The 23,054-nt window shown below is 47.7% G+C and carries 20 protein-coding genes; 6 read left to right on the forward strand and 14 right to left on the reverse strand.

All coding sequences use genetic code 11. The features are described 5' to 3' along the window. Window position 1 precedes the first annotated feature (1 nt). The gene (locus ABDK92_04470) at window positions 2-1,183 is read left to right on the forward strand and encodes a hypothetical protein (GenBank protein ID MEN3185877.1); all 1,182 of its coding nucleotides are present in this window, start codon (window positions 2-4) and stop codon (window positions 1,181-1,183) included. 318 nt (window positions 1,184-1,501) lie between these two features. Here ABDK92_04470 and ABDK92_04475 read toward each other — a convergent pair whose 3' ends face one another. From ABDK92_04475 to ABDK92_04540, 14 genes are all read right to left on the reverse strand, one after another. Then, window positions 1,502-2,263 (reverse strand): TIGR03915 family putative DNA repair protein, encoded by a 762-nt coding sequence (locus tag ABDK92_04475; protein ID MEN3185878.1) that lies wholly within the window; start codon window positions 2,261-2,263, stop codon window positions 1,502-1,504. Then, window positions 2,244-3,494: a putative DNA modification/repair radical SAM protein gene (locus tag ABDK92_04480; protein MEN3185879.1), complete on the reverse strand. Its 1,251-nt coding sequence runs from the start codon at window positions 3,492-3,494 to the stop codon at window positions 2,244-2,246. The genes ABDK92_04475 and ABDK92_04480 overlap by 20 nt, the downstream gene beginning before the upstream one ends. 438 nt (window positions 3,495-3,932) lie before the next feature. Continuing rightward, window positions 3,933-4,973 carry a Gfo/Idh/MocA family oxidoreductase gene (locus ABDK92_04485; protein MEN3185880.1) on the reverse strand — a complete coding sequence of 347 codons (1,041 nt, stop codon included), beginning with the start codon at window positions 4,971-4,973 and terminating at the stop codon, window positions 3,933-3,935. A 13-nt stretch (window positions 4,974-4,986) separates the two neighbouring features. Beyond that, window positions 4,987-5,679: a cyclase family protein gene (locus ABDK92_04490; protein ID MEN3185881.1), complete on the reverse strand. Its 693-nt coding sequence runs from the start codon at window positions 5,677-5,679 to the stop codon at window positions 4,987-4,989. Window positions 5,680-5,699: 20 nt separating this feature from the next. Continuing rightward, window positions 5,700-6,461, reverse strand: a complete 762-nt coding sequence (locus ABDK92_04495) for an SDR family oxidoreductase (GenBank protein ID MEN3185882.1) — start codon at window positions 6,459-6,461, stop codon at window positions 5,700-5,702. A 2-nt stretch (window positions 6,462-6,463) separates the two neighbouring features. Further along, on the reverse strand, window positions 6,464-7,258 hold the full coding sequence (locus tag ABDK92_04500; GenBank protein MEN3185883.1) for a glucose 1-dehydrogenase: 795 nt from the start codon (window positions 7,256-7,258) through the stop codon (window positions 6,464-6,466). Between the two features lie 13 nt (window positions 7,259-7,271). Then, a complete protein-coding gene (locus tag ABDK92_04505; GenBank protein ID MEN3185884.1) occupies window positions 7,272-8,249 on the reverse strand; it encodes an ABC transporter permease in 978 nt (325 codons plus the stop codon). A 16-nt stretch (window positions 8,250-8,265) separates the two neighbouring features. Beyond that, window positions 8,266-9,237, reverse strand: a complete 972-nt coding sequence (locus tag ABDK92_04510) for an ABC transporter permease (GenBank protein ID MEN3185885.1) — start codon at window positions 9,235-9,237, stop codon at window positions 8,266-8,268. Beyond that, window positions 9,234-10,733, reverse strand: coding sequence for a sugar ABC transporter ATP-binding protein (locus tag ABDK92_04515; protein MEN3185886.1), 1,500 nt, complete (start codon window positions 10,731-10,733; stop codon window positions 9,234-9,236). The genes ABDK92_04510 and ABDK92_04515 overlap by 4 nt, the downstream gene beginning before the upstream one ends. Before the next feature lie 55 nt (window positions 10,734-10,788). Next, the gene (locus ABDK92_04520) at window positions 10,789-11,763 is read right to left on the reverse strand and encodes an autoinducer 2 ABC transporter substrate-binding protein (protein MEN3185887.1); all 975 of its coding nucleotides are present in this window, start codon (window positions 11,761-11,763) and stop codon (window positions 10,789-10,791) included. Between the two features lie 67 nt (window positions 11,764-11,830). After that, window positions 11,831-13,138 (reverse strand): DegT/DnrJ/EryC1/StrS family aminotransferase, encoded by a 1,308-nt coding sequence (locus ABDK92_04525; protein MEN3185888.1) that lies wholly within the window; start codon window positions 13,136-13,138, stop codon window positions 11,831-11,833. 60 nt (window positions 13,139-13,198) lie between these two features. After that, a complete protein-coding gene (gene ald, locus ABDK92_04530; GenBank protein MEN3185889.1) occupies window positions 13,199-14,302 on the reverse strand; it encodes an alanine dehydrogenase in 1,104 nt (367 codons plus the stop codon). Between the two features lie 119 nt (window positions 14,303-14,421). After that, the gene (locus ABDK92_04535) at window positions 14,422-16,038 is read right to left on the reverse strand and encodes a response regulator (GenBank protein MEN3185890.1); all 1,617 of its coding nucleotides are present in this window, start codon (window positions 16,036-16,038) and stop codon (window positions 14,422-14,424) included. Further along, window positions 16,031-17,392 (reverse strand): PocR ligand-binding domain-containing protein, encoded by a 1,362-nt coding sequence (locus ABDK92_04540; protein MEN3185891.1) that lies wholly within the window; start codon window positions 17,390-17,392, stop codon window positions 16,031-16,033. The genes ABDK92_04535 and ABDK92_04540 overlap by 8 nt, the downstream gene beginning before the upstream one ends. 860 nt (window positions 17,393-18,252) lie before the next feature. Here ABDK92_04540 and ABDK92_04545 point away from each other — a divergent pair. From ABDK92_04545 to ABDK92_04565, 5 genes are all read left to right on the forward strand, one after another. After that, on the forward strand, window positions 18,253-19,257 hold the full coding sequence (locus ABDK92_04545; protein ID MEN3185892.1) for an autoinducer 2 ABC transporter substrate-binding protein: 1,005 nt from the start codon (window positions 18,253-18,255) through the stop codon (window positions 19,255-19,257). 67 nt (window positions 19,258-19,324) lie between these two features. Continuing rightward, on the forward strand, window positions 19,325-20,821 hold the full coding sequence (locus tag ABDK92_04550; GenBank protein MEN3185893.1) for a sugar ABC transporter ATP-binding protein: 1,497 nt from the start codon (window positions 19,325-19,327) through the stop codon (window positions 20,819-20,821). A 1-nt stretch (window position 20,822) separates the two neighbouring features. Then, entirely contained in the window at window positions 20,823-21,842 is a 1,020-nt protein-coding gene (locus tag ABDK92_04555; GenBank protein MEN3185894.1) for an ABC transporter permease, read from the forward strand. 10 nt (window positions 21,843-21,852) lie between these two features. After that, the gene (locus ABDK92_04560; protein MEN3185895.1) at window positions 21,853-22,827 is read left to right on the forward strand and encodes an ABC transporter permease; all 975 of its coding nucleotides are present in this window, start codon (window positions 21,853-21,855) and stop codon (window positions 22,825-22,827) included. Between the two features lie 19 nt (window positions 22,828-22,846). Next, window positions 22,847-23,054 (forward strand): VOC family protein (locus ABDK92_04565; GenBank protein ID MEN3185896.1); only part of this gene is annotated, 208 nt, incomplete at its 3' end.

Raw genomic sequence — 23,054 nt, forward strand, 5'->3', positions numbered from 1 at the left:
TATGCAGGAAGAAAAAGAAGGAAGGGTCAATAAAGAGGCCTGGGAGACCATCAAGAGGTACTACCTCTATTGGTGGAATAATGACTTCTTGGATCGTATTCCTCTCTGGGTGACTGCTCCTAGGGACGATCCCCAATCGCTGGAAATCCTCACTGGGAAAAGTCTCTGGGTCGGTAAGGAAGAACGATTCGACAGTGAAAAAGTCATTCGAAACGCCCAAGAAATACTCCGAGCAACGTTCTATGGTGGTCTGGCGTTTCCCTGCTACTTTCCAAATTTTGGGACTGATGTGTTCTCTGCATACTTAGGGGCCGAAATTGAGTTCTCCGATTCCTTTCCACCCGTTTCCACTGGACCTTCGTTCATCAAGGAGGGTGTCATCCCAGTTTCCTGGGCAAAGTGGGGTCACCCTGTGCTCACTGACTATACCGATCTCTCCCAACTGCGCATCCACGAAGACGGTGTGTACTGGCAGAAGACCAAAGAGTTCGTTACTCGGGTCTTAGAAATTTCACGAGGGGAATTCTTTGTGGGTGCCACCGACATCCACCCCAGTATGGATGCTCTGGCGGTCTTGCGCGGGAGCCCTCAAAACCTCTGCCTCGACCTTGTCGATAACCCGGAGGGGGTTAAGAAAGCCATGGTTTTCCTCTGGAACGCCTGGGTGAGGGTTTATGAGGAGACTTACTACAGTCTGATTCTCGGCCAACAAGAGGGAACTACTGCCTGGATTAACCTCTGGGCGCCAGGGAAGTTCTACCCAGTGGAAAATGACCTCTCGCTCTTGATTTCCACCGACCTATACCGAGAATTCTTCCTGGAGGAATTGGTGAACGAAATCAATTATTTAGACTACTCGATTTACCACCTGGACGGAGAGGGAGCCCTCCACCACCTGGAGATGATTCTTGACATTCCTAAACTGAACGCCGTTCAGTGGGTCGCTGGTGCGGGGGAAAGCACAACCGGGGTAGCCAAGTGGATTCCTCTCTATCAGAAAATCCAGTCGAGGAGCAAAGCAATCATCGTGTACTGTGCTCCAGGAGAGGTTGAGCTCGTGGTAAGCGCGCTTCGTCCCGAAGGACTTCTCATCTCGGTCAATTGCGAGAGCGAGAAAGAAGCTAAAGAACTCCTCGGTCACTACGGATGGGAAGGAGTATACTGGTGGCTTCAGGAAGAGTAAAACCCTTTCCGAACTAAAATGGTCAGAAAGAGCGGTTCTTTGCGCAAGAGGACCTTCCCTGGGTGAAAGGAGTTGGGTATTTTTCTCTGAAGAGCGGTTGTGAACCTTCTGGATGTGCGAACGGTGGATGGATTCGTCAAAGGGAGTACTCCCTGGTACTGTCCAAAACAAAGACGGTGCAGAGTAAGAAGCTCTGAATAGGGCTCTTTCTAATCCTGGGTTCTGGAGAAAAGTTAGGGCGAGAGTTTCCTTCCTGAGGAGGAAATACTTTTGAACGATGGCAAATACTTTACCCCTTTAAAACCCTGAGAGGGGATTTCACAGGAAGGGGAATGGGTTTTTGGGCCAGAATTCGGTTAGAAATGGTCTGACTCGAAGAGGTAACCTCATCCGTTGTCGGGAATGGCTTTTCCGTTCGGGAACGGCGATTTCGGTGATGTATGCTTGCCAGAGGGTTAAAAAAGGGTCTTCTCCAGGGGATGGGTCGAGTTGTATGGCGTCCACCCACAGTAGGGCGGTTTGCTTGTCTTGAAAGGAAAAGAGGAGCCTTCGTCGGGAGTCGAAAATGAGAAAATTTTCGTTGGGGAAACGGCGGACAAAGTGCTGATAAAGCCGGGGAAGGACGTTTAAAGACGGTTCGAAACGGGCAAAGAGAAAACGATTCTTGAGTTCCACAAACCGCAGAAGCCCCAACCAGCGGTGATGCTCACGATGGAAGGCTCTTTCGGCCCGGTAAAGATGGAGGACATGTTCATTGGTCAGGTCTTTCCAGACCTGAGGTTGTTGTACGCTCTCTCTGAGAAGCCGAACGAGGGAAATTTCCACCAGGGCTTGGTCACAGAGGTAAAAGAGCGGAAGTTTGAGGAAGATTTCTCGGGGCAGCATGACCTTAAGCTGTCTATAGAACTCCTGCGCCAGTTGAGGTTGAGTGGTGGTGGGTTCAGCAAAGAAGTCACCGTTCTCTGGGTTAAGTCGTTCGTTCACTACCTGTAATCCTTCCAGGGACCGTTCCCTCGGGAAAAGAGTGGCCAGAAGGGTCAAGAATCCTTCAAATGTCCCATCATAGGTGACCACTGACATGGGGTATTTCCATAAGTTCCGGGAAAAGCGAGAGTTGCCGCGTTTCCAGGGCTTTTCTTCGTGAACCAGAGAGCGTGACAAGGGGTTTTCCTCGTAGAGTGAGGAAGTAACGTGCTCGCTTGAGAACCACCCCAAGCTTTTGCAATACCCCTTCCGAGAGGGTTCCGTAACGGCGAGCCTGAAGGATTCGTTTCCCTGAAACTGGGCCAATTCCCGGCACCCGAATGAGCTTTTGGTACGAAGCGGTGGTCACTTCAACCGGAAAGAGTTCCGGGTGCCTCAGGGCCCAGGCTATTTTGGGATCCGTATCAAGGGAGAGATATTCTCCCTCTTCGAAGAGGTCCTCCGTGGTGAATCCGTAAAATCGAAGAAGCCAATCCGCCTGGTAGAGTCGATGTTCACGCAAGAAAGGTGGTTCAACCAGGGCTGGAAGGGTCTCGTCCTGATTAACCGGGATGTAGGCAGAGTAGTAGACCCGTCGAACGAAGCGCTTATGATAGAGGACTTCTGCGAAGGAGAGCATGGTTCTGTCGGTATCTGGTGTGGCTCCCACGATCATCTGGGTCGACGCTGGAGCTTTACGGGTCCGCTCTCGGTAAATTTCTCGCACAATCTGCAGGGGCCTGTAGAGCTCAGGAAGCGTTTTTTGAGGGCTCAGTCGTCTCAGTGAGGTTTCGGTCGGAAACTCGATATTGGTACTCACCCGGTCGGCGAGGAGAAAGGCTTCCTCGATGAGTTCCCGGGACGTTCCAGGGATGAGTTTGAGGTGGATGTAGCCGTGGAACCGGTACGCCTGGCGCAAAATTTTGACTGCCCGAATCATCAGCTCCATGGTTGCATCGGGGTGTCGGTGCATTCCGGAACTCAAGAAAAGACCCTCGATGTAGTTGCGGCGGTAGAATTCAACCGTGATGGTGGCAATTTCTTCAGGGGTAAGCATGGCTCGGGGGACGTCGTTAGAAACCCGGTTGAGGCAGTATTTACAGTCATTGACACAGAAGTTCGTCATGAGGATTTTGAGAAGCGACACGCACCGTCCATCCGCAGAGAACGTATGGCATATTCCGCTGAGGTGCGAGTTTCCCAATCCGTAAGGATGGGTTTCTCGCCTTCCTCCAGAACTACTGCAGGAGTTATCGTAGCGAGCAGACATCGCCAGAACCGAAAGCCGGGTCAAAAGGTCACTTTTGGGTACCAAAATCAAAGGACCCTGGGAGCGCGCTTCTGCCATTGACGACACCACCCCAAAAGTGTATCCCAAAGGTTTTTACCGGTCAATAAGTCGTGTTGACTCAACATGTTTGCTAAAAAAGAGAAAAAATCGAGCGCAATTGACCAGATTAAGAAAATGGAGCTTTTTAAAGCTCGGCTACGGGCTACGTCTGTACGTCAAGAACGCGAGACACGTTTTCAAAAAAGCCATAGATAACGGTTCGCGGCGTTCATCCCTATGGTGAAAAAATCCTGGTACAACGACAATCCTCTCGGGCAATTTTAAGAGGGCGATTAACGGTCAACATCGAGTGTGATACACTAAAGGAATCTGGATATCCCAAGGAACGTTGTACATCGCTGGGGAAGCTCTGGAAAAGGAAAAGTTTTTGCTGCTCCCGATGGGTGGCAAAGTCACGCGCACGCTTGCTCTGTGTTCATCGATGCTCGCATCTTGTCATCGTATCTCTACCCACCGTTTCGTACGGGAAGAGGTATACGCGGCTTCGACGACTTTCAGGTTTCGCAAACCGATTTCGGAGTGGATGAGTGGCTTTTCTCCTCCCTGGATCCAGACGCTCATGGCGTCAAACTCCTCGGCGTACAGGGGTTTGGGGTCAAGATTTACTTTGTAAAATCCATCCGCAGTCCGTACCTGAGCGGCGTTGTACCCTCCCTCCGCTTCTTTGAGAAAGACTTCCATTTCTCCGCCCCCATCCTGGCCGATGGTTCGTCGACAGAGTACCGCACCAAGGGTTCCATAAATTTCGAGGACATTGCGTGAGGCTTCGTCGGGAACGTTGAAGAAAGTATCGACTATCCCCTGTGCACCGTTTGGAAAACGGAGCAGAGCCGTCGCCGTGTCTTCGACTTCATAAGGGTGAACTGTGGAAGCAGTGGAGGCAATGACTTCCTGCGCCTCGCCCAGGAACCACTCTAAAAGGTCGATACAGTGACAACCCATGTCGGCAAGTGACCCTCCACCCCCGAGCTCTCTTTTTTGACGCCATGCCCCGGGTAAAGGAGGATACCAGCAGGTGAGTTGGGCCCGTGCACCAACCACGGTTCCGAGTTTTCCCTCTCCAATCATCCTTTTAATCAAACGATGGTAGACATTGTAACGCATCATAAAAGCAACGCCTAATTTCAGCCTTTTTTCCTCTGCCAGGGCGATGATTTCCTCAGCTTCCTCGACTTTCATCGCCATCGGTTTTTCCACCAGCACGTGTTTCCCTGCTTTGAGGGCGTCCTTGCACTGCTTTGAATGGGCAAAAACCGGAGAAGCAATGTATACCGCTTCGCAATCACTCCGTAAAAGCTCTTCAACAGACGTCGTCGCGTAAGGAATGGAAAAAGTTTGCGCTATTTCCCGCAGGACTCTTTCTTCGACGTCCATTACTGAAACGACGGTACTCTCCTTAGCATAATGCACAACTTCTGGAATACTCCTTCGTCGGGCAATTCCTCCTGCCCCAATGATTCCCCAGCGGACTGACAAGGCACTCACCTCCTCAAACGTGGTCATCATTTTCAATAAAAATCGCTCTACATGGCGCCCCGGACGTTCCTTTGAGGTTGATGGGCAAACAAATTAACGTCCCTCGTGGAGAGGAGATCCTCTCCAATCCGATCAGAGGGGCAAGCAGTAAAATGTCGTGAGCGAAAAGCTTACCTAACATACTCCCTTTTTCGCCTTCCTCATCATCTGACCAGGCGGATTCAATGCAGGGCACATCGACGCCGAGAAGGCTTATATTCTGTTCAATTATCCAGAGGAGAGCTTCTTCATCAAAATTGGGGCAAGACAACACATACCCTGGAGTATTCCATCGTGTTCCCCATCCGGTGTCAATCAAAAGTGCCTCGCCTGGAGAAATTGGGGGAGTGTTTTTTTCTAAAATTTGGCGGCCAATGATGCTTTTTTCTCGTTGCGTTGGTAACCTGAGAATTTTTGCAGAGAGATAAAAACGTTCAAGCGGATATTGGTCTAGAGTTTTTCCATCTTTGAGAATATGGGATCCAGCCTCAAGGTAGGTCCCAGAAATCGTTGACAGCACCACCTTTGAGGCAAAAAATCCATTATTGTCGATTGAGGCAATATGGTTGATCTCGACACGTGGGACGATGTGTTCTAAGCCTGGTAACTCATGGTATCCCCACAGACCATTCTCAATGGGACCGGTGAGGTCAAACAACTTTCCCATAAAGAACCCTCCCATCATCTCTATTTTGCCGTGTATCCACCATCGACCGGCAGTACCGCTCCGGTTACGAAAGAGGCGTCTTCAGAAGCCAAAAAACAAATGGCTTCGGCAATTTCTTCAGGTTGGGCAAACCTCCCCAAGGGATGCATTTCGGCGATCTTTCGCATGGCTTCTTCGCGGTCCCGTTCCAGGCGGAATAGCCTTTCAATCATCGGGGTAAGGGTCGTACCAGGACACACGCAATTGACGCGGATGTTGTATGGTGCATAGTCGACTGCCATCTGACGACTCAATTGAATCACGCCACCTTTGGAAGCACAGTATACCGCTGAGTTCGGCCATCCGAGAAGACCAGAAATGGAGGAAATATTGATGATTACCCCGCTGCGCTGGCGCATCATGAGGGGTAAAACTGCTTTTGCCACCAGGAAACACCCTTTGAGGTTGACCGCCATAATTTTATCCCATTCCTCTTCATGAGTATGGCACAAATCAGCGCTGAATTCTAAAGCAGCATTATTGACCAGCACGTCAATCCTGCCAAAGTGTTCTATCACTGCATTCACGGCTTCCATGACCGTATCCCAATTCGAGACGTCAACTTCCAAGGGTATGCCCACACCATTTTCTTGCTGGATTAAATGCACGGTTTCTTTCGCACGGATAAAATCTTTGTCAAGAACACACACCTTCCCCCCTCGGTACGCGAACAGGAGAGCAGTCGCTCTCCCGATCCCTGACCCTGCTCCAGTGATTACAATTACCTTTTGATTGAAAATCATCGTCATATCTCCTTTACACCATTTGCAGTATAGCCACCGTCAACCGGTAAGGCAACACCGGTGATGAACGAAGCAGCATCGGATGCCAAAAAAGCGCATACTGAGGCAATCTCTTCGGGTTGTCCAATCCGATTTATTAGGGCCATCTTAGCAAACTTATCTCGGGTGGCATGCGGATCCTTTTGAAGACTCAGATAGTTGCGGAACATCTCGGTCTCGATAAAGCCTGGGCAGATACAATTCACCCTGATTCCATGACTGGCGTAATCAAGGGCCATGGCCTTGGTTAAAAGAACTACTCCCCCCTTTGAGGCACAATAGGAGGCTAACATTGGACTACCCAATAATCCTCGGATAGAGGCGATGTTAACAATCGATCCTTTCTTTCTAGCAATGAAGTGGGGCAGCACCGCTTTGGCAGTGAGCATATATCCTTTTAAATTGACTTCGACTACCCGGTCCCAATCTTTCTCTGTAATTTCATGTACCCTGTCTGGAGAAGAGGGACTTCCTATTCCACTGTTATTCACTAACACATCGATTACGCCATATTTTTCAATGAGCGCCGATACCATTTCGTCGACTTCACGGGCCACACTTACATCCGCTTGGAGCATCATGCCCTCGCTTCCCTGGGTAAACACCATTTCTAAGGTTTTTTCCGCTCCATCCCTGTTTTTATGATAGTTAATACCCACAATGGCGCCCTCTTGGGCGAAACGCACCGCAATGGCCTGACCGATGCCGGAACCTGCGCCAGTTACCAGAACTACCTTATGGATAAAACGCCTTATCACAATTGCATCCCCCCTAATCCACTCGATGGCGAGTTTTCCCAAGAAAAAAAGTAATAAGAGGCATCATAATTCCTTCTTGACCAACCACGACGATGAGGATAATTCCTAATACGATGACGGACCAGAACGGGTTCAAGCCTAAGAGGCTGAAACCGTTAATCAAGAGGAACATGGCGAAAATACCCAAAAGCGAACCGAGTAAGGAACCCTTGCCACCTTTAATGGATGTACCACCAATGACGACTGCAGTGATCACCTCAAGAGGAGCATTTAAACCGGCGTCAGGAATCGCTGCCCGAATTCGAATCACTAGGAGTAGGCCCGCCAGAGCCGACAAGAGCCCGCTGAAGATATACACAAAACACTTTATTGTATTCACTGGTACTCCAGAGAGAAACGCAGTGCGTTCATTTCCCCCCAGGGCAAAGATGTATCGGCCCAGAATCGTTCTTTTTAGGAGGAGAGCGGTAAATGCAGCGCAAATGATTAAAATGATAAACAGAGAGGGAATCCCAAAAACATACATGTCTCCCAGACTGAGCAAAGATTCTGGAAAGGCTGTGATGGTCTTACCCCGCATAAACCCGTATACGATGCTACGCACCATGGTCATCGTCGCTAAAGTGACCACAAAGGGTTGTAAACGAAGCTTAATGATGAACAGAGTGTTCATCAAGCCGACCAACACCCCCGCTAAAAGCGAGAAGGAAATGGCAAAAAAGAGGGGTAGACCTGAGAGTACGGAATAACCTGCAATCATACCACTCAAAGCCATAACCGCTCCGATTGAAAGGTCAAAGCCACCGCTAATGAAAGTCACTGTCACTGCCGTAGCTAACACTCCGAGTTCACTCATTCGAGTGAGCAGGGATGAGATATTCCCATAGGTCAAAAAGGTCGGAGAAAGAAAAGAGAGCGAAAACATAATGACCACGTTTACCAAAAGCAGTGCAATAATGATCTTTGTCTGGCTGGTCAATGCGTATCTCATCGGTTCGTTTCTCCTGCTATCGTTCCGCAAAGGGTTGACCGTGACTTCTCATCTGCCGTAGCGAGTCAAGGGAAATAGCCAACACCACAAGAATGCCGGTTACCAGACCTTGCCAATACGGATCGACTGCTCGCATGGTCAGACCAGTCAAAATGAGACCCATTAAGGTCGCACCAAAAAAGGTTCCTAAAATACTTCCTGTGCCCCCAAAGATGCTCGTTCCACCAATCACCACTGCTGCGATCGCGTTCATCTCATATCCCACACCTGCTTGAGGCTGAATAAAACCACTTCGACCAATTAAAATGAGACCGGCGAAAGCGGAAAGAAATCCGGAGAGTGTGTAGACGATAACTTTGTATTTTATTACCGGTACGCCTGAGTAGAGAGCTGCCTGTTCACCGCCTCCAATGGCGTATATATTTCTTCCGAAACGGGTGCGCAGAGTGATAAACATAAATACCAAAATAACGACCAGGAGGAAGAGGAAAGGGAGGTAACCTCTTCCAACGATTGTGTACGCTGCGGGAATGGGGGTAATATAAATTCCTCGAGTAATCACCATAGTGATTCCGCGGAAGATATTCATTGTACCGAGTGTAATGATGAGTGCCGGGACCGAAATCCTGGTAATCAGGATACCATTGGTGAAGCCCAGTATAGTTCCAAGGAAGAGAATCAGGGGGTAAATCAGCCAGATTGGCCTCCCTTGAGGAATTCCTGCTCCACCAATGCTGATCGAAAAGGCAAGGATTGAGCCTACAGAAAGATCGATTCCACCGGTGAGGATTACAAGCGTCATACCTGTAGAGATGATTCCCACCACCGCAATTTGTCTGGAGAGATTCTCAAAATTTCTCACAGCCCAAAAACCAGATGTAGTGAACGAGAAGAACACAACCATAAGAAGAATGTAGAGCAAAATAGGAAGTTCACGAAACTTGGCCCTGTCGAATAGATGCCAAAGAACGATTCTTTTTCCAGTCATTGCTCCCTTCCTCCGGTAAGAATATACATGATTTTTTCTGGGGTTACTTCTTCCCGCCGAAATTCTTTCACTAGGCGTCCACCCCTCATACAGTATATGCGATCCGAGATTCCCATGATTTCGGGAAGCTCTGACGAAATAAAGATTATACCCTTTCCCTCCTGGGTGAGGTCGTTCATGATTTTATAGATTTCGTATTTGGCCCCCACATCGATGCCACGGGTCGGTTCGTCAAAAATGAAAATTTCGGATTTTGTCGCAAGGAGTTTTGATATAACAACTTTTTGTTGATTCCCTCCAGAGAGGGTTTCCACTATCTGGTCTGGATGGTACACCTTGATTTGCAAGTCTTTGATGAATCGGTCAACTACCCTTGACTCGGTTTGACGGTCAACCCACAAGCGGGAAGAGAGCCTACGCAAGATTGAGAGAGCAATATTTTCTCGTACAGGAAGACACAGTACCAAACCCTCTCCTTTTCGATCTTCAGGAAGATAGGCGATTCCAGCTTGAAAAGCTTCTCGAGGGTTTGAAAATCCGGGGAATATTCTTTGTTTCACCTGAATTTCTCCAGCATGTGGGTACGTGGCTCCAAAAAGGGTTCGAGCTAGTTCAGTTCTACCAGCTCCTATTAATCCTGCGAAACCGACAATTTCTCCCTGGTAAAGGGAAAAACTGACTTCTTCAAATTCGCCTTTTCGCGAGAGATTCCGTACCTCCAGAAGTTTTTGTCCCCGTTTTCTCTCCCGAAAGGGAAAACGTTCGTTCATTGAGCGACCTACCATCATTCGGATGACTTCGTCAGGATTGGAGGCATTCTTTTGAACTGACCCGATGTACTTCCCGTCTCTGAGCACTGTAATCATATCGCAAATGCGGAATATTTCCTCTATTTTGTGTGACACGTAAATGACAGTGATTCCTGAATCTTTAAGACGTTGAATAAGCGAGAAGAGTTGTTCCACCTCGTGCTCCGTCAAGGATGAGGTCGGTTCATCCATGACGATGACTTTGGCGTTGAGAACCAATGCCTTGCAGATTTCCACTATTTGTTGATTAGCAATCGAAAGCCGCCCAACGAGGTCATCCGGGTGGATCGTTGAGTCCAAATAACGCAAAACCTTTTGACTTTGCTCACGCATAGAGTTCCGATCGATTATGCCTCCTCGAAGCACTGGTTCTCTGCCCAAGAAAATGTTTTCAAAAACAGGGAGTTCTCGAATCATGGTGAGCTCTTGAAAAATCGTTGCGACACCCAAACTCTGAGCATGGTGGGGCGAACGGAATGCCACAGCTTGGCCATCGATAAAAACCCGCCCCTCGTAATCGGTGATTATCCCCGACAATATCTTGATGAGAGTACTTTTTCCTGCCCCGTTTTCACCGACCAAGCCGTGGACCTCGCCCTTTGCAATTGAAAAAGACACATCGTTGAGTGCTTGTACACCGGGAAAGCTTTTTGAAATGTGGTCGAACGCGATCATGATGTTTGCCATAAGCGTGGAGCGTGTAAGGGAGGTCTAATGTTTCCCTTACACGCTAACCTCATGCTCAAAAATCAAATATGTCGACGTTCTCCGGGGTTAACAGAGTATCAGGAACGTATGAGAAGCGTTCTTCCGGTATCGTAACCGGGACGCCTGCCCAACCGAAATCCTGTCCGGGCTCGGGGAGAGATTTGCTGATTAAGTAATTGTAGGCAATTTGAACGCCGAGATACGTCATTTGAGCTGGGTCGAGCGCCAACGCTCCTTTCACCCAGCCTTTCTTCACTGCTTCTGCGTTTTGTTTTGGAAGTGCAACACCCCAAACAGCGACCTTCCCCGCTAAGCCGGCATTCACTAATGCCTGCACGGCGGCAGGGACACCGGTCGTAACGGTGCTGGCAAAACCGGCAAGATCAGGATGGGCCTGGAGGATTGACTCACACTGGCTGAGTGCTTTTTCGTAATCATTATCATTCGCAAAAACTCCCACGATGCTGATTTCAGGATATTCGCTCAGCACCTTCTCTATGGCTTGTTGTCTTTTGGCTAAGAACGGCGAACCTAAACCGCCGGTCAAAATGGCTACTTTCCCTTTGTATCCTATTTCTTCTGCTAGCCCTTTTCCAATGTTGATCCCACTCTGGGTTGGTTCCCAACCAGATGCAGTCCAAATCACCTCCGTTCCAGGGGCACCGATATCGAAACCAAAAACGGGGATACCCTTTTTAATGGCATCTGATATCGGCTTCGCCATTGCTTCGGCATCTACAGCAGCTAAGACAATCGCATCAACGCCCCGATTTACCTGGTCTTTAAAAAAGTCAAGTTGACGGGCTGCGTCTTCGCGTTCCGGTGCCGTAAAAACAACTTTGATACCGAGATCTTGAGCCGCTTTTTTTGCTCCCTCTTCACATCGAACCCACCAAGGATGTCCTAGAGAAAGGGGAATGACAGCAATTTCAACGTCTTTTGCTCCCACTGTCCACACAAGACCTAAACAGAGGATCACCGTCACCAAACCAAACCCGATTTTCTTCATACCGAACACCTCCTTGTTTTAGTCCCGACTTTATCGTCGGTGTGACGACCATCCCACCTCTCCTTATTTACACACCACGTTGCATTTCGGAGACGGCTTCGAGTACCCCATCGGCCATGTATTGCATTTGTTCTTCATTAAGGCCGTACAACGGAAGATGGGTAAAACGGTGGTTAAAAACTTCTTCGGTTGCCGGACAACTGGCTTCGATTTCTTCTATCGGATATCCCATTCTTTTCACGACTTCAAATTTATAAAGGGGTGCAAAGTGGGGAATATTGGTAATACCTTTTTCGTTCAGTTTCTGTTTCAAAGTTTGCACGTCTCCCCCGGCTTTTCTGGGATCAATTTGGAGCAGGAACAAATGGTGTGCGGAACGGGTCTCAATGGTATCCATAGGGGGGAGAATAATTGCGTCATTTGCTCTGAACCTTTCCACTAAATATTCAGCATTGTGGCGCCTTTCCGAAATGACAGCATCCAGGCGTTTCATTTGTTGTAAAAGTCCAACCGCTTGTATTTCTGTTGAAGAACTATTGCCCGCAACAAAGGGACCATATTTGCCATCCAGGGCGATCACGTCATACAACCAATTTTTGATTTTTCGACTCAAATCGAGGCCCAAAAAACGGCATTTTCCAAAATGCTCACCAATGGGGAGATTGGTACAGATGACACCACCCTCTCCAAATGAGGTGATGTTTTTTACCTCGTGAAAGCTAAAAACGCCAAAATGGCCAATGGTGCCGATTTTTCGCCCCTTGTACTCTGCACCGAAAGCGTGCGCTGCGTCTTCGATGACCACGAGATTGTGTTTTTCCGCTAATTCAATGATAGGATCCATATCCACTGGCCAACCACCAATGTGGACGGGAATAATGACCTTGGTCCGTTTAGTAATTTTTCGTTCCACATCCGCGGGATCCATATTGATGGAACGTGGATCGACATCGGCAAATACGACCTTGGCACCAACCGAGAGAGGATAGGCAATGGTTGCAATGAATGTGATTGCAGGGGCTATGACCTCATCCCCCGGTCCTAAGTTGGCGTATTTGTAAGCGATTTCAAAGCCGGCCGTTGCATTGGTGAGAAAAGCACAATACTTTACTCCTAAGTAATTTTTCACCGTTTCCTCAAGCTCGAGTACCTTTGCTCCCAAAGAGAGTTTTCCGGGAGCCTTGCTAAAGTTGCTGAGCCGGTAAATTGCTTTTTTCGTTTCTTCAAAGGCTTCATCGTAGCCATCGGTGTTCTTCTGCAGAAGAAATCGAACCAGTTCAATAACGTCATCCGCATTGTAGTTTTCACCTACTGCGGCCCAGGGAACCTTTGCTGGACCAGTGTCATAACGAAAATCAGAAGGTGTTCTTCCCATCTTTTTCACTCCCTTCTTATTTCTCGAGATTTTTGTCCCAAACACATTGATTCTGATCTCTCAAATAACCTCTTCCAACGCTTGGTAAGGCAAGTGATGTGCTTCTGCGACTGCACGATTCGTGAGAACCCCCTTGTACACGTTTACCCCTTTAGCCAGAGCTCGGTCAATTTTGAAGATTTCTTCCCCATGCGTTGCAATCTTCATAACGTAGGGAAGTGTTGATTGGCATAGAGCGAGAGTAGAGGTACGGGGGTAGATGCCAGGAATGTTCGTAACACAGTAGTGGATGATACCATGCATTTCATACGTTGGTTTTTCATGGGTAGTGGGTAAAGAGGTCTCTACACAGCCACCCTGGTCGATGGAAACATCGACGATGACGGATCCCTTTCTCATGGTAGCGACCATCTCTTTCGTCACCAATTTCGGTGTTTTTGCGCCGGGAAGAAGAACTGCCCCAATCAAAAGATCACAATCAGTCAACTCCTCTGTGAGGTCGTACTCTGAGGTTTTACGGAAGGAAACGTTGGGAGGCAGAATGTTTTCAAGCTGTCGCATTCTCTCTTCGTCAATTTCAAATATGACCACGTGTGAACGAAGGCCAGCGGCTAATTTTGCTGCATTTAATCCTACTGTTCCACCGCCAAGAATGACCACCTTTGCCGGTGGTACTCCTGGAACACCACTTATCAATACTCCTTCTCCACCGTAAAACTTAGAGAGAAGGAGGGCGCCAATTAACACTGAAGCCCGACCCGCTACCTCGCTCATTGGTTCTAACAGCACAAGGCGTTTATGTTCTTCCACTGTTTCATACGCAACACCAATAATTCGGCTATCTACGAGGGCTTCGGTGAGAGCTTTGTTGGAGGCCAAATGTAAATACGTGAAAAGGATTTGGTTGGGACGCAGGAAATCAAGTTCTTCTGGCAAAGGTTCTTTTACTTTTAGAACTAACTCGGCGTTTTCAAAAAGCTCTCTTTTCTCGACAATCGAAGCTCCTGAACGGACAAAGTCATGGTCTGAAAAACCACTACCCAGTCCTGCGCCTCTCTCAATGATTACTCGGTGTCCTTTCTTTGAGAGAGCCATAACGCCCGCTGGTGTCATCGCGACCCGGTACTCATGATCCTTAATCTCTCTGGGCACTCCAATAACCATGATGAGCGTTCCTCCTTCTGAGCCCAGGCTCAGGACTCCCAAGAAGTACCAGAAAAACACAGGAGAATCAAAACTCCGTGTTTTAGTATAGTAAGGAGGAAAGAGCGAAGAAAACGAGGTTATCTTTTGATTTTGTCAGAAATTTTTTGATTTTTTGAAAAACAATTTTTTCCTTTGCGAAATTGCTGCGGAGTCATGCCTTCAAACTTACGGAACACCTCGCTGAAGTAACGGACATTTTCGGATCCCACACGATTTGCAACCTCCGATACACTGAAATTTCCTTGACAGAGAAGCTTTCGGGCTATAGCCATTCTTCTTTCGGCGAGGTGTTGGGAAAACGTTTTCCCCGTTTCTTGCTTAATTAAGAAACTCAAATACGCGGGGCTTAAGTCAACCACATGGGCAAGTTTTGTCAGGCTCATGTTCTCACAGCAATGTTGGTCGAGGAATTGAAGACACCTGCGTACGACGACAGAAGAGCCGATATTGTTTTTCTGAAACACTTCGAGGATGGCTTCAAGGTATTTCTGGAGCCAGATGAAAAGATCGTCCCGAGTGTGGAGCTTTTCAATTTCCCTGCTCCGTATAAAAGGGTTGAGGGCATTTGGTATGGGTACCTTCTCTTCGAGAGCAAAACGGAATGCCATCGCGGCTACGTAAAATGTTAGTTGAGCATATTGAGGGGGATCACCACGATTTCTGTCTAAACAGTCAAAAACTTCTGTTAATTTTTGCATTACCATGGATTTATTACCGAGCCGGACATAATGGAGTAAATTCCTCCACACTTCTTCCGGGAAGAAGGTTATTATGGGCAATGGTGATTCCTGTGTTTCCATGGAAACTAAAAAGATTTTTGGTCTTAAAGAATTCATTGCTTGTTGGTACGCTTTGTCAAGATTAAAGAGTGTCACTCGGTCACTGTAAGCTACTAAAAAAACCTGAGACACTCTCTTCTGCAGCTCATCACAAAGAATGTGCGTAAAAAGAGGCATAGAACTGGGGAAGGGAGGAGAAAGGATAGTTACAAAAGTACCGTTATCCTCCTGAAAGATTGACATCGTTTTGCCTCCCATTTGCTCAAGGATAGATCGAATGTTGTTTTCCACTTTAGAGCAGAAGCTCCTGTAGCGCCGTGTATCCATAGATAAAACTTGATAGGAATCATAGATAGTCGCAACGAGCACGATCGCCTCTTCGGTTTTTATATTGAGCAGTTTTATTCTTCTCTTGAAATCCAGAGGCGAAAGCTCGTTTTTGATGAGTTGATGAAAGGTTTTTTCTAAAAACGCGGACGAGCAGTTCTTCACTCTGATTTCTAACTTTTTTCGTTCCAAGCGAGCTTGTTCTTCTCGCAGAAGACTTGACCGCACTTTTTCGAGGACTCTATGGAGTTCCTCCGGATTGCACGGTTTCAAAAGGTAATCTGTTACCCCTAATTGTATCGCTTTTTTGAGCAATTGGAAGTCGTTGTACCCGCTCAGAATGACTACCTTGACTTCGGGAAAGGAAACTTTGATTTTTTCGAGGGCCGTTAGCCCATCCATAATTGGCATCCTCACATCCAGAATGATTGCTTGAGGTCGGAGCGCTATTATTTTGTCTATTAAATCATGACCGTTTTCAGCTTCACCAATCACTTTATAGTCTCTCGAGTCGGCCAAAAGGTACCGAATACCTCTCCGCACCAGCTCTTCATCGTCGGCAACAAGAATAGAGATAGTTTTACCCATCGATCCATCCGCCTCGCCTCAAGGCGAAAGGGATACAAAGTCGAATCGTGGTACCCACATTTTTAATACTCTCTATGGCAAATTGGTACTTACTCCCATAATAATAGGCCATTCGTTTTTGAATATTCACCAAACCAATGCGGCGGCGTTGAGTGGTATGGTCTCTGCTAATCAATTCCTCTTCTTCGCATTCCTTCTTTATCATTAGGGATCTTTGTAAAGCGTCTGACATTCCGATCCCGTTATCTGATATTTCAAGTACGGCCTTACTTTCTTCTTCCAACCACCCGGAAATGGTGATTGTACCAGACACGCCCTTGGGTTCGATTCCATGCTCAATGGCGTTCTCGACGAGCGGTTGCAAAACGAACTTGGGAAAAGGAAAACTGAGTATCGTTGGTTGGACATTAATAACGTAAGATATTTTATCGCCATATCGTATTTTTTGAATCAAAAGATAGTTTTCCACATGTTCAAGCTCCTCGCGAAGAGTAACAATGCCACCCTTGCGATCCAGGCTGTAACGCAATAATTTGCCTAAGGCATATACCACTTTTTGGATGTCTTTTGCTCCGTGCAGGGTTGCCAACCATTGAATGGAATCTAACGCATTGTAGAGAAAATGAGGGTTGATTTGTGCTTCGAGAGCCTTCAATTCTGTCTCTTTCAAACGAATTTCTGCGTTTTTAATGCGTTTTTCAAGAAGAAGCATTGCCTTCATTTCGTCAATTTTTTGAACGTTGCGAGCGTTGCGCTCTTTTTCTCTTATACTCTGAACGACTAAATTAACCACTTTGTCGGCGATTGCGTGAAGCAGCCGTGCAATGGCTTTTACTTTGGGCAGGTCTAAAATAGGTACTTTATCCAACGCTTGAACCTGTTCCTCTATGAAGGTCTCTGGAAAAAGAGCGAGGCATTTTCGTACCCGCGCCCTGTATCGTTCGTCAGGGCTTTTGAGTAAAATTTGGCCACAAACGACCGAACCAATGTGTAATCCCTCTACAACGATAGGAACAGCAATGTCAACTAAACCTGCATGACAATGGTAGATAAAAGGGCTCCCAGCTTGAAAAGCTTTGAGGGCTCCTTCAATACCAGATTTCATGCATCGTGTATGACCTTCTGGAGAAAAAAACATTCGTCGACAAAAAAGACAAAAATTCTCTGGGGGTGCCGGCATGATGAGTTCCCCATCTATGCTTTGGATGGCGGTATAAAGGCCGGTGGTTTTGCAAAAAGCATCCAATAACTCTTGGAGTAAATTGCTACTACCGACAATGCGGACTAAACCGAAAAAGTCCGATTTCGAATTTGTTTTCCCTTGGCTTATAGTGCAACCCCTCCTTATCTTCAATAAAAGCAGCGCACGACACGATTTTTCCTTCTATGGAAAGTATATTTTATATTACCAAAGATTATTCCCAAAAGAGATTTCTCTTTAAGAGAGTAACCGCGGTCAATTCCAGTTTTGCGTTGCAATCTCGTGAAAGACAGGAATTGCCTCGTTACGAGCGGTGTTCATTTTTGTCGTTTTAGATTTTACCATCGATTTGAAGAATACAGTCTATCCAAAGAACGTTTTCCTGGAGCACATGCCTTTTTGATCTCAAGCAATAGGGTTTTGATGAAACGATGGTAAAATCCTTATAGTCTTTTCTGGTTTTCTGACGGTTTGGGTCGGGCTTCGAGCCTTTGCAAACACGAGGTGCTGAACGTGACGAAAAAAGCATTTTGTAAGGCGTTTCTTCTTAGCTGTATTACTCTCCTTGCTAATGCGATTTCCCCATTTGCCTTTCTATTGGCTATGCTGAACATAACTTGGTTAGAAAACGTACGATTCCAGGTTTTTTTACTTTTGATTCCTGACCGTGAAAAGTTTCTTATTGGTTGTCTTTTTGGGGCGTCGGGTAAAGAAAGATTCGTTTCTTTTGAGGATGAACGTTTTCTCATACATTGGCCAGGCAAGGGTGAAATTTTCTTCTTTTTTGGTACGGGGCTCGGTGGTTTAGCTATTTTCTGAACTTTGATATTGCTTTATTGCTTATTTCTCAAAGCGCAACCAGGACTGCTTTCGACTTTTTCGTGACAAGTCTCGTACATTTGAGCAAATACACATGATACTTTGTTACGAAACTATTGACAAGGGGGGGTCGCTCAGATAGTATAGGTGGCAAGTAATCGGCGGCGTTCCAAGGAATGCCGAAAGGGGGTAGGATGATGAAAAAGCTGTCCTGGTTGGGAGTAGTGGTGGTGCTTGTTCTTGTTTTTGGGTTGAATGCTTCTCTTTTTGCTCAGGAGAAGAAGTACGAGATTGTCATGGTGGCTAAACACGAAGGTATTGCCTGGTTTGATGATATGCGTGCTGGGGTGGAAGCTTTCGGTAAGGAACATCCTGATGTGACTGCCTACCAGATTGCCCCAGAGGGCGGAGACCCGGCCAAACAGGTACAGATGTTTGAGGACCTGATTGCTAAGGGTGTGGATGCTATACTCGTGGTTCCCAATGACCCCAAGGCCATGATTCCGGTGATTCAAAAAGCGAAAGCCGCTGGGATTGTAGTAATAAGCCATGAAGCAGAAGAACTCAAAGGAATTGTGGATTACGACATGGAAGCCTTCCGGAATGAAGATTTTGGGGTACTCATGTTTGAAACCCTGGCCCGGGAGATGAACTACGAGGGAGAGTACGTGGGGATGGTGGGTGCTTTGACCATGCAAACCCATATGCAGTGGTACGGAGCCGGTCGCAAATACGTAGAGGAGAAGTATCCGAAGATGAAGTTTGTTCTTAAGGAACCGGTGGAAGACTTTAACACTGAACAGGTTGCCTACCAGAGGGCCAAAGAGTTGTTGCGTGCTTACCCTAACATTAAGGGAATGTTTGGGTGTTCGGTATCTTCCACCATCATGCAAGCTCAGGCGGTGGAAGAATTGGGATTGCAGAACAAAATCGCTGTGGTGGGGCTTTCACTTCCCTCCACGGGGAAGGCCTACCTTGAGTCTGGTGCCCTTCGCCAGGGTCAGTGCTGGAGACCCTTTGATGCTGGATATGTCTGCGCTATGATCGCCTACAAAATCCTGAAGGGTGAACCCATCGAAACCGGGATGAATTTAGGTAAACCTGGTTACGAAAGTGTCACGGTTACCGAAGATGGCATTATTTATGGAAATGCACCGCTGGTATTGACCAAGGACAACGTAGACGAGTATCCATTCTGAGTTTGTGGCCTCAATTACCCCAGTTCCCACCATGTGGGATGGGAACTGGGGTGCAGAGGGAGTGAATATGCCAGACTCTCGGGTCATTTTAAAGCTTGAACGTATTAATAAGACCTTCCCCGGCGTACAGGCCCTGAAGGATGTGAGCATGGAAGTCCGCCATGGGGAAGTTCACTGTCTGGTAGGGGAAAATGGCTCGGGGAAATCCACACTAATTCGTATCATTTCCGGGGTAGATTCGCCGGATAGTGGGACCATTACCGTGAATGGTAATTCCTACAGAGGTCTTACCGTTCCCCAGGCCATGAGAGAAGGGATTCAGGTCATCTATCAGGACCTTTCCCTTTTTCCGGACCTTACCGTGGGAGAGAACGTGATGTTCAACTGGCTGGTAGAACGGTCGGGCTGGATTGTAAACCGGAAGGAGTACCTCCGGAGAGCTGAAGAAGAGTTAGAGCGTCTGGGAGTGTCCATTGACCTTAGGGAGCGGGTCAGTAACTTATCCATGAGTCAGCGGCAAATCGTGGCCATTGCTCGGGCCTTGGCGCTTGATGCTCGGTTACTTGTCTTTGACGAACCCACCACCGCTTTGACCCGGAAAGAAATCGATACCTTGCTGCAAACCATCATGGAATTGAAAGGGCGAGGAATTTCCTCCATATTTGTGAGCCATAAGCTCGACGAAGTCTTTCGCATTGCTGATGTGATCACGGTCATCCGTGATGGAGTAAAGATTGGGGATTTCAAATCCCAGGAGCTGGATGAACGGAAGCTATCATTCTATATGACAGGGAGGGAAATCCAGTACAAGCAGTTTACCCCACCGGAGAAAGAACGTCCATGTGTTCTAGAGTTGCATAATCTCTCTCGAAAGCCCCATTTTACCGATATTTCCTTTTGTATCCGGGAAGGAGAGATTGTGGGACTTATCGGACCCTTAGGAGCTGGTCGGACAGAGCTTGCCCTTTCTCTTTTTGGACTCAATCGGCCCCATTCTGGGAAGGTCATCTATCAGGGGAAAGAAGTGGTTATCGAAAGCCCGGCCCAGGCTCGAGAGATGGGTATCGTACTGTTGCCTGAAGACCGTCATGTTCAGGGTCTTTTTCGCACCAAACCCATCATGGAAAATCTGATTTCCTCAATTTTGGAACGCTTAAAACGCTTTTTGGCCATCGATTTCGTGAAGGCCCAAAGAGAAAGCCAACGAATCTTTGCAGAACTCCACATCAAGGCTCCATCCCTTGATACTGTTGCGGAAGCGTTATCAGGAGGAAACCAGCAGCGGGTGGTGCTAGGAAAGTGGCTGGTTACCAACCCCAAGCTTTTTATTCTCGATAGCCCCACGGTGGGTATCGACGTAGGCTCGAAAGCGGAAATCTACGAGATCATCCAGAATCTGGCCCGCAGCGGTATTGCGGTACTCCTCATTTCTGATGAAGTTTCGGAGATTTACCACAACTGTAACCGGGTGGTGGTCATGCGAGATGGGAGAGTGGTGAGCATTCTCGATGTTCAGAAAACAAGCGAAGAGATGTTAAGAGACCTCGTCGAAGGAAGGATATGAAGTGGGGAGAAAACGGTTTTTGCTCCAAGAGGCGCTAAAAAAACAGGAAACGGTTCTTCTTTTCATTCTCGTTGCCTACTGTGTTTTTGTGACTCTGGTCAATCCAGTTTTTCTATCGCTGGATAACATCTTCGACGTGGTCAAAAGTAGTGCGGGAATGATGATTCTGGCCATGGGAATTCTGGTGGTGCTCATTTCTGGAGGAATTGACGTTTCCTTCACCGCGATTGCCATCTTCAGTGGTTATACTACCATCCGGTTCATGCTAGTTTACAAAGTGGACCATCTTCTTTTGGCATTCGTGATGTCGGCGATAATTGGACTATTTTTAGGTTTTGTGAACGGAGTGCTGGTACATCGGTTTCAGCTTCGACCTCTCATTGTGACGTTGGGTACCCAGAATATTTTTATCGGAGTTTTGTCGGTGGTTTTTGGTACCAAGTTCATCCCCGTTGCCCAGATGCCCAAAACCATCGTCCGCTTTGGAACCCGACCCCTTTTTGCCATACCCCTGGCTTCAGGAGGTGCGGCAGGATTGACACCCTTTCTTATTCCTGTGACCATAGCTGTTTTCCTGACCTGGTTCATCCTGAACTATACCTTACTGGGGCGCAGTATCTATGCTCTGGGGAGTAGCCCAGTCGCTGCACAGAGAGCCGGTCTTAACATTGCCTTTTTGCGATATTTTGCCTACTCTTATATTGGGTTTCTGGCGGGGTTGATGGGGATTGTCTATGCCGCTGAAGTGCGCTCTTTGAACCCCATTTCCCTGGTGGGACAGGAACTGAGCATCATCGCTGCGGCGGTACTCGGAGGGGCTAAGCTCACTGGTGGGAGCGGAACGGTCCTTGGAACGGTTCTAGGGGTACTCATTGTGTCCATTTTGAATACCACCCTCATTCTCATTGGATTGTCATCGTCGTGGAATGATTTTTTTATTGGGATCATCATTCTCCTCAGTGTAGGCGTGACTTCGTATCGGAATAAGAGGGAGAACGAACGGAATTTAATTTTCTCGTAGGGTGTTTCGCATGCGGATATCGGTAAACACGATAATTCTTCTTGCGGCTTTCAGTCTTGTGCTTTTGGTTATCGCGCTGAGTTTGGGTGGGAGTTTTTTCAACACCCGGAACATTGTTTCTATGGGCTTTCAAATTCCCGAGTTTGGTTTTCTGGCTCTGGCGATGTCATTAGCCATGTTGACTGGGGGCATTGACCTCTCCGTTATCGGTAATATGAACCTTTCGGGAATTCTGGCGGCTCTCCTTTTGACCAATGCGTCGCTTCTTGAGCGCCTTGGGGTGGGTATGGTCATTTTTCTCGCTGTTCTGACTGCACTTTTGGTGGGGCTCATCTGTGGGATGCTTAACGGAGTGCTCGTTGGGTTTATCCGAGTTCCCCCGATGCTCGCCACCATCGGCACCATGCTCCTCTATTCGGGTATCGGAATGGCCATCACCGGTGGCCGGGGAGTGGTGGGTTTCCCAGACGCATTCATGGTTTTCGGTAATGCTCGCTTGATGGGGATTCCAGCCCCGCTTCTTCTCATGATTTTGGTCTTCATTGGGGTTGGACTTGCCCTGGAACGAACGGTCTGGGGAAAAAGCGTATACCTGGTGGGGAGCAATTACGTGGCTGCACTCTTTTCTGGGGTTCGGGTTACGAAAACCATTGTGTTCACCTATTTACTGGGTGGTTTCATGTGCGGAGTTTCGGCGATCGTGCTCATTTCTCGGGTGAATTCAGCCAGAGTCGGCTACGGTGATACCTATCTTTTGCAGGCTATTCTTGTTTCGGTTATGGGAGGGATTACTCCGGATGGGGGCGTAGGAAAAATTAGTGGGGTTCTTTTGAGTATCCTTCTCCTTCAATCGCTTTCTAGCACCTTTACCCTCTTTGCCATCACCCCCTATGCCCGAGGTCTCATTTATGGAAGTATGCTTTTAGCCATCATGGTGGCAAACTCTTTTTACACCCGGCGGGAACGAAAACGTGTTAAAGTGTAATCCTTAAGGAGGTGTGCGTATGCAGGAAGGTGATCTCATTCAGGTAGCCTATGTGGTGCGGGATTTAGAGGGAGCCATGAAGTTCTACGTGGAAACCCTGGGTATCAAACCCTGGGCTATTTACACCTTTGCTCCACCAGCCCTGGAGCGTTCCACCGCCTGGGGAAAACCCTCAGACCATACCTTTCGCATCGCTTTAGCGCAGGCTGGATCGGTGCAGATCGAGC

The organism is Atribacterota bacterium (assembly GCA_039638595.1).
GTDB lineage: Bacteria > Atribacterota > Atribacteria > Atribacterales > Caldatribacteriaceae > Profundicultor > Profundicultor thermophilus.

What these genes read in the sequence shown, in the direction of transcription:
- ABDK92_04560 (MEN3185895.1), top strand. Translation starts at nt 21,853, where the DNA reads ATGCGGATATCGGTAAACACGATAATTCTTCTTGCGGCTTTCAGTCTT.
- ABDK92_04510 (MEN3185885.1), bottom strand. Translation starts at nt 9,237, where the DNA reads ATGACTGGAAAAAGAATCGTTCTTTGGCATCTATTCGACAGGGCCAAG.
- ald (MEN3185889.1), bottom strand. Translation starts at nt 14,302, where the DNA reads ATGGTTATTGGAGTGCCCAGAGAGATTAAGGATCATGAGTACCGGGTC.
- ABDK92_04490 (MEN3185881.1), bottom strand. Translation starts at nt 5,679, where the DNA reads ATGGGAAAGTTGTTTGACCTCACCGGTCCCATTGAGAATGGTCTGTGG.
- ABDK92_04545 (MEN3185892.1), top strand. Translation starts at nt 18,253, where the DNA reads ATGATGAAAAAGCTGTCCTGGTTGGGAGTAGTGGTGGTGCTTGTTCTT.
- ABDK92_04475 (MEN3185878.1), bottom strand. Translation starts at nt 2,263, where the DNA reads ATGTCAGTGGTCACCTATGATGGGACATTTGAAGGATTCTTGACCCTT.
- ABDK92_04470 (MEN3185877.1), top strand. Translation starts at nt 2, where the DNA reads ATGCAGGAAGAAAAAGAAGGAAGGGTCAATAAAGAGGCCTGGGAGACC.
- ABDK92_04480 (MEN3185879.1), bottom strand. Translation starts at nt 3,494, where the DNA reads ATGGCAGAAGCGCGCTCCCAGGGTCCTTTGATTTTGGTACCCAAAAGT.
- ABDK92_04515 (MEN3185886.1), bottom strand. Translation starts at nt 10,733, where the DNA reads ATGGCAAACATCATGATCGCGTTCGACCACATTTCAAAAAGCTTTCCC.
- ABDK92_04505 (MEN3185884.1), bottom strand. Translation starts at nt 8,249, where the DNA reads ATGAGATACGCATTGACCAGCCAGACAAAGATCATTATTGCACTGCTT.
- ABDK92_04495 (MEN3185882.1), bottom strand. Translation starts at nt 6,461, where the DNA reads ATGATTTTCAATCAAAAGGTAATTGTAATCACTGGAGCAGGGTCAGGG.
- ABDK92_04550 (MEN3185893.1), top strand. Translation starts at nt 19,325, where the DNA reads ATGCCAGACTCTCGGGTCATTTTAAAGCTTGAACGTATTAATAAGACC.
- ABDK92_04525 (MEN3185888.1), bottom strand. Translation starts at nt 13,138, where the DNA reads ATGGGAAGAACACCTTCTGATTTTCGTTATGACACTGGTCCAGCAAAG.
- ABDK92_04535 (MEN3185890.1), bottom strand. Translation starts at nt 16,038, where the DNA reads ATGGGTAAAACTATCTCTATTCTTGTTGCCGACGATGAAGAGCTGGTG.
- ABDK92_04520 (MEN3185887.1), bottom strand. Translation starts at nt 11,763, where the DNA reads ATGAAGAAAATCGGGTTTGGTTTGGTGACGGTGATCCTCTGTTTAGGT.